This is a genomic window from Streptomyces novaecaesareae, assembly GCF_000716875.1.
GTDB classification, from domain to species: domain Bacteria; phylum Actinomycetota; class Actinomycetes; order Streptomycetales; family Streptomycetaceae; genus Kitasatospora; species Kitasatospora novaecaesareae.
This window is the reverse complement of sequence record NZ_JNWQ01000026.1, coordinates 73,074-79,182: the sequence shown is the minus strand read 5'-3', so window position 1 is coordinate 79,182 and position 6,109 is coordinate 73,074. Positions and strand designations below refer to the sequence as shown.

The following is a 6,109-nucleotide window of genomic DNA, read 5'->3' as shown; positions in this document are numbered from 1 at the left end:
CGCGGCCGGCTGATCGCCGACGAGAGCCTGGCCGAGTTCTCGGCCCGCAACGCGGTGGCCTCGGTGACCGTACGGACGCCCGAACTCGACGCGTTCGCCGAGCTGTTGCGGGCCGAGGGGGCCGAAGTGCGGCGGACGGAGCCGCAGTTCGGGACCGTCACCGGGCTGCCCGCCGAACGGATCAGCGAACTCGCCCTGCGGCACGGCGTGGTGCTGCACGAGCTGGCCACCCGGACGCCGTCCCTGGAGTCCGTGTTCATGGCCCTGACCGCCGACAGCGTCGAATACCTCGCCGGAGAGGCCCGATGAACACCATGCCCCTCGCCCCCACCGCCCGCACCGAGCCGCGCGCCCGCTTCGGCGACCTGCTCGCCGCCGAGTGGATCAAGCTGCGCTCGCTGCGGTCCACGTACTGGGTGCTGGCACTCGCCTCACTGGTGGCGATCGCCGTCAACCTGAACGCCGTCCACACCGACCTGCCGTACCTCGACCACCCGCCCGCACCGATGCCCGGCATGCCGCCGTACACCTACGACCCGCTGTTCCACGGCCTCGGCAGCGTCTCCTCCGACCTGATGGCGATCGCCGCCGGCAGCCTCGGCGCGATCACCGTGTTCGGCGAGTACACCACCGGCATGATCCGCACCACCTTCGCCGCCGTACCGGACCGGCGGGGCGTGATCGCGGCCAAGGTGCTGCTGATCGGCGGGATCACCGCGCTCGCCGGGGCGGTGGTGTCGGCCGGGTCCTTCTTCGGCGCCAACGCGATGCTGGCCTCCCGGCACGTCGGCGTCTCCATCACCGACCAGGGCTGCCTGCGGGCCGTCCTCGCCTACGCGGCGATCGTGCCGGCCTGCGCACTGATCGGCATGGCGCTGGGCGCGCTGCTGCGGCACGCCACCGCCTCGATCGTGGCACTCGTGATGCTGATGTTCATCCTGCCGCTGATGTTCGGCGGCGACCGCTACCGCTGGCTGAAGGAGATCGGCACCCACCTGCCGCTCGCCACCGTCCAGCGGCTCACCATCAGGCCCGGCTCCACCACCACGATGGGGAAGTACGCGCCGAGCGTGCTCGACTCCTGGATCACGATGGGGGTGTGGGCGGCCGTCGCCGTCGCCGTGACGGTGGTCGTGGTGCGGCGGCGGGACGTCTGACGCGCCCGCGGTCAGCCGATGCCCAGGCGCCGCGCCGTCGCGGCGGGCAGCCGGTACGGGCGCTCGGGCGGCAGCAGCCGCTGTTCGGCGGCCGGTCAGGGGCGGATCAGCGGCGAGTCAGGGCACGAGCTGGGCGCCGATCAGGCCGTGCCCGGCCGCGGCGGCGGCGCGCCAGACGGGGACGGCGACGTCGAAGAGGTCCCCCGGGCAGTCCGACCGCAGGACCTCCACGGCGCGCTCCTCGGCCGCCGCCCGCGCCGCCCCGTCCAGGTCGAACACCGCCTCGACGGCCGGGAGCGAGGCCCGCAGCTCCTCGGGGGTGAGGACCACGTCCCCGAACCAGCCCGGCAGCGCGGCCATCCGCTCGGGGCCGAGTCCGTGCGCCACACCGAGCACCGGGTAGCGGTTGCGGGCGGAGACGGCGGCGTACGGGCCGGCCTTCCCGCAGTCCTCCCAGGCCGCGTACAGCGCGTCGAGGTCCTCCCCCAGCGGGCCGACCGCCAGGCACTCCAACTCCTCCGGGCCCAGCCCCTCCCGCTCCCACCGGCGGCGCAGCTCACGGTTGCCCGGCTCCGCGGCGTGCGCGGCCAGCGCGCCGCGCAGCCTCGGGCCGTGCCGCTCGACCGCCTCGGCGGGCGCGGGGATCAGGAACCACATGCCGTTGTAGCTCATGGGCCGTCAGGGTAGGGCCTGTCCGGCGGATGCTGTCGGATCAGGCCGTGGCTGCGCCCGCCTTCGCGCGGAAGGCGCCGAGGGTCGTCGCCGGGACGCCGCAGGCCGGGAGGAAGGACGCGGCGCCGCCGTGGTGGGTGCGGACGCGGTCGAGGAAGACGGACATGGCCTCGGCCGGGGCCTCCAGGAGGGGGGCCGGGATGGTGAGGCGGCGGCCCTGGGTGTCGGTGACGCGGGCGTTGGTGGGGTCGTTGAGGGCAGTGCGGTGGCGCTCGGCGAGGCCGGCGAAGATCTGCGGGAGGGCGTCGGCGGTGCGGGCGTAGTCGGCGACGATGCGCTCGGCGGGGACGTCGAGGAGGTCCAGGAGGAGGGCCGTCAGCAGGCCGGTGCGGTCCTTGCCGGCGGCGCAGTGCAGCAGGACGGCGCCGGGGCGGACGGTGGCCTCGACGGCGGCGGCCACCGCCTCGGGGGCGGACTCGGCGAGCAGGACGTAGAAGTCGCCGAGGTCCGCGGCGGTGGTCATGGTGCTCATCCGCGCGGTGAGGGCGTCGGTGGCGGGGTTCACCGGGGCGGCGACGACGGCTATCCCGGCGGCCTCGGCGGCGGCCCAGTCGGCGGGGTTGGTCTCGCGCGGGTCGCGCAGGTCCACGATGGTGCGGATGTCGCAGGCGCGCAGCTGGGCGACGGTGGTCTCGTCGGCGGCCGGGAACGGCTGGGCGGAGCGGTAGAGCACGCCGGGGCGGACCCGTCGGCCCTCGGGGTCGCCGAGGACGGCGGCGTCGCGGAAGTTGACCAGGGACATGCGGGGGCCTTTCGGTGGAGCCGCTCGGGACGGGTGGGACATCTAGACGTCTAGATGTCTAACCTGTCCCGGGGCCGCCGGGCAAGCGGCGGGCGCCCGTCGCTTCCTCCATCCCACTCCCGTCGGTGCGCCGCGGCGACCCGAACGGGGCGGCGAGCTCCGGGCGGGCGGGCTGAGGGCGCGCTCCGGGCGCGCTCCGGGCGGGCGGCGAACGGGCTCCGGGCGGGCGGCTTCGTAGGATCGAGCCCGTGGCGACCAACCCCGCGAACACTCCGAACCCCGCGAACACCCCGAACGTCCCGGACACCCAGAGCCCCCAGAGCACCCCGAGCACCCCGCTGTACCGCCGCCTGGCCCGTCGGCTCCAGGAGCGCATCGACGCCGGCGCGTACCCGGCCGGCGCCCGGCTGCCGAGCGAGCCGGAGTTGAGCGCCGAGTTCGGGGTGAACCGGCTGACCGTACGGCAGGCGGTGGCGGAGCTGGAGCGGGCGGCCGTGGTGGAGATCCGCCGGGGCGTGGGCACCTTCGTCCGCCCGCCGGCCGTCCGCGTGTCGATCGCCGTGGACCCGCGCAGCCAGCGCTTCGACCTGGGCAGCGTGCACGCCGCACTGCCCGAGGCCGGCGGGGAGGCCCGTGGCGAGGGGCGGCGGGGGGACGGCCCGGGGGACGGCGAGTTCGTGGTGGCCGCGCCGCCCGTGACCGGCTCGGCGGAGGACGCGGAGGCGGCCCGCCAGCTGGGCCGTGCGCCGCAGGAGCTGTCCCGGGTGGACTCGGTGATCCGGCTGGGCGGGCGGGCCCGGGCGGCCTCCAGCTACTGGGTGCCGTTCGGCCCGCTGCCCGCGGAGCTGGTCCGGCCGGGCCGCCCGGGGAACCTGGTGCTGGATCTGGCGCGGACGGCCGGGGTGGAGCTGGAGTACGACTGGCGGGCCTTCGGGGCGGTCGGCGCGGACCTCGCGGACGCCGAGCTGCTGGGTGTCCCGCCGGGCACCGCGCTGCTGGTCCGCGAGGGGGTCAGCTGCACCCCGGACGGCACCCCTGCCCTGTATGTGCGGCGGCGGATCGACGGCAGCAGCGCGCGCTTCGTGCTGCACTTCCGGGAGCGGTAGCGGACGGGCCTGCGGGGCCGGTGGCGCAGACCTGACGCCGTATCGATCCTGCTAGTGTTCAGCGCCGAAATACCGGGTCGTACGGGGGATGGCAGGACGCGGTGACCGAGGAATTCGACCACGACATACCCGCCGAGCTGGCCGCGGCCTACCTCGTCCTGCTCGCCGACGTCTCGCGCACCGGCCGGCTGCTGCGCCGCGACGAGCTGGAGGGCCTGCGCAGGCTCGGCGAGCAGTGTGCCGAGGCCGGTTACGGGCTGCGCGAGGTGGTGTCGCACTGTCTGGCGGCGGCCCGGCGGGCCTGGCACACGCTGCCCGGGACGGCCGCCGCGAGCAGCGTCAACGATCTGCGCCGGACGGGCGACGCCGTCCTCGCCGCCACCGACGCCGCGCTGGCCGCGCTCGGCGAGGGACACGAGCGTGCGCAGCGCCTGGCTGTCCGTCAGGAGGAGGCGGCCAGGCGGGAGTTCATCGACGACCTGCTGTTCGGCCGCAGCGACCTCGGCCTGCTCGCCGAGCGCGCGGAGCACTTCGGGCTGCGGCTGGCGGGCTCGTACACGGTGGCGGTCGCGGTGGGCGACGAGCCGTTCGCCGACGTCCATCCGCTGGTGCACCGGGTGGAGCGGGAGCTGGCCGGGCGGTTCGGCGAGCGGGACGTGCTGCTGGCCAGCAAGGACGGCCGGCTGGTCTGCATCGCCCCGGACTCCGAGCGGTCCGTGCTGGAGGCCTTCGCCGAGCTGACGCTGCGCCCCGGCCCGGGCTACCGCCCGGTGCTGCGGGTGGCCACCGGCCGCCGGCACTCGGGGCCGAGCGGGGTGCCGCGCAGCTACGAGGAGGCGCTGGACGCGCTGGACTACGCGCAGCGCCTGGACCTGTCGGCCAAGCACCTGAAGGCCGAGGAGCTGCTGGTCTTCCCGGTGCTGATGCGCGACCGGGCGGCCATGGCGGACCTGGTGCGCAGCGTGCTCGGCCCGCTGACCGAGGCGCGCGGCGGCGCCCGTCCGCTGCTGGACACCATCGTGGTGCACGCGGAGGCCGCGTACGTGAACGCGGAGGCGGCGCGCCGGCTGGGGCTGAGCGTGCGCACGCTCAGCTACCGGCTGGAGCGGATCAGGGCGCTGACGGGGTACGACCCGTCGGACGCGCTGCAGCGTTTCACCCTGGAGACGGCGGCGATGGGGGCCCGGCTGCTGAACTGGCCGGACCAGCCGCTCTGATCCCGGCGCCTCCGACGTCCCGGCGCCTCACGCCCTGGCGCCTCTCACGTCCCGGCGCCTCTCACGCCCCGGCGCGGCAAACCCGTGCGGCCCCGCTGCGACGGCCCGGCGACCGTCCTGTTGCCCGGCTGTTGCAGTGTCACGTGGGTCGCGTGGACCAGGGTGTCAAAAGGCCGTAAAGGTTGCCGGATCCTGGCAATGTGCGACGGCCGCCCCCACTGCCATGATCTCTCCGGCGCCGAAGCACGGTGCCGTGGGAAGGGCGGGGGAGCGTGGCCGGGTTGGGGGGATTCTTCGCGGCCGCGCTGGCCTTTCCGACGGCGCTGTTCAGCTTCGCGCTGGTGGTGGTCGTCGGGTACTGGCTGCTGATGCTGCTCGGCGGACTGGGGTTCGACGCCCTGCACGGGGGGCACGGCGTCGGACACCACGTGGGTGCCGGGCACGTCGGGCACGTCGGGCATGTGGGTCACGTGGGTCACGTCGGGCACGGTGCCGGGGGGCACGGTGTCGGGGGGAGCGTGGCGCACGGGGCACCCGGCGGGCACGGCGCCGACGGGGGGAACGGGGGGAACCGCTCCCACGCGGGGGCCGGCCACCACGGGGGCGTGCTGGGCGCGCTGGGGCTGGGCGGGGTGCCCGTGACGGTCGCGGTGTCGCTGCTGGTCGCGCTCGCCTGGTTCGTCAGCCTGGCCGGCACCGCGCTCACCTCGGGGGCGCCGGCGCGCGGCGGCGTGCTCGCCGTCGCGCTGGTCGCCTCCTGGACGGGCACCCGGGTGCTCGTCAAGCCGCTGTCGCGGCTGTTCCCGGAGGACCGGCCGGTCAGCCGCGGGGACTTCGTCGGCCGGGTCTGCGTGATCCGCACCGGCCGGGTGACTGCCGACTTCGGGCAGGCCGAGGTCGCCGCCGAGGACGGCTCCACCGCGACCGTCCAGGTCCGTACGCCCACCCCCGATCCGGGGCTCACCGCCGGACGGACCGCCCTGATCTTCGACTACGACGCCGAGGGCGAGCACTTCCTGGTGGCGCCGTTCGATCCGTCGTCGCTCGACCCGGCGCCGTTCGACCCGGCGCCGTTCGACCCGGCGCCGCCGGGCCGCGACTGACGTTCCGTCACTTCACTTCGTTCGCTTTCCACTTCATTCACCTCGCACCAAC

6 protein-coding genes and 1 pseudogene are annotated in these 6,109 nt (G+C 75.4%); 5 read left to right on the top strand and 2 right to left on the bottom strand.

Features of this window, described 5'->3' with window-relative positions:
- Together OP86_RS12585 and OP86_RS12580 are read left to right on the top strand one after the other, a co-directional pair.
- Positions 1-309 (top strand): annotated as a pseudogene (locus OP86_RS12585) (ABC transporter ATP-binding protein); the annotation flags it as partial.
- Positions 306-1,157, top strand: a complete 852-nt coding sequence (locus OP86_RS12580; RefSeq protein ID WP_030256773.1) for an ABC transporter permease — start codon at positions 306-308, stop codon at positions 1,155-1,157. The pseudogene OP86_RS12585 and the gene OP86_RS12580, both read left to right, overlap by 4 nt.
- A 117-nt stretch (positions 1,158-1,274) precedes the next feature.
- Here OP86_RS12580 and OP86_RS12575 read toward each other — a convergent pair whose 3' ends face one another.
- Together OP86_RS12575 and OP86_RS33535 are read right to left on the bottom strand one after the other, a co-directional pair.
- A complete protein-coding gene (locus OP86_RS12575; RefSeq protein ID WP_030060994.1) occupies positions 1,275-1,829 on the bottom strand; it encodes a hypothetical protein in 555 nt (184 codons plus the stop codon).
- Between the two features lie 40 nt (positions 1,830-1,869).
- Complete coding sequence (locus OP86_RS33535) at positions 1,870-2,631, bottom strand: tyrosine-protein phosphatase (RefSeq protein ID WP_030060993.1); 762 nt, start codon at positions 2,629-2,631, stop codon at positions 1,870-1,872.
- A gap of 248 nt (positions 2,632-2,879) precedes the next feature.
- Between OP86_RS33535 and OP86_RS12565 the strand changes: the two genes are divergently transcribed.
- The 3 genes from OP86_RS12565 to OP86_RS12555 all read left to right on the top strand — a co-directional run bounded on the left by OP86_RS12565 (position 2,880) and on the right by OP86_RS12555 (position 6,057).
- Positions 2,880-3,737, top strand: a complete 858-nt coding sequence (locus OP86_RS12565) for a GntR family transcriptional regulator (RefSeq protein ID WP_030256777.1) — start codon at positions 2,880-2,882, stop codon at positions 3,735-3,737.
- Between the two features lie 101 nt (positions 3,738-3,838).
- Positions 3,839-4,954 carry a PucR family transcriptional regulator gene (locus OP86_RS12560; RefSeq protein ID WP_234434891.1) on the top strand — a complete coding sequence of 372 codons (1,116 nt, stop codon included), beginning with the start codon at positions 3,839-3,841 and terminating at the stop codon, positions 4,952-4,954.
- Positions 4,955-5,235: 281 nt separating this feature from the next.
- Positions 5,236-6,057, top strand: a complete 822-nt coding sequence (locus OP86_RS12555) for an OB-fold-containig protein (RefSeq protein WP_051830016.1) — start codon at positions 5,236-5,238, stop codon at positions 6,055-6,057.
- Positions 6,058-6,109 lie beyond the last annotated feature (52 nt).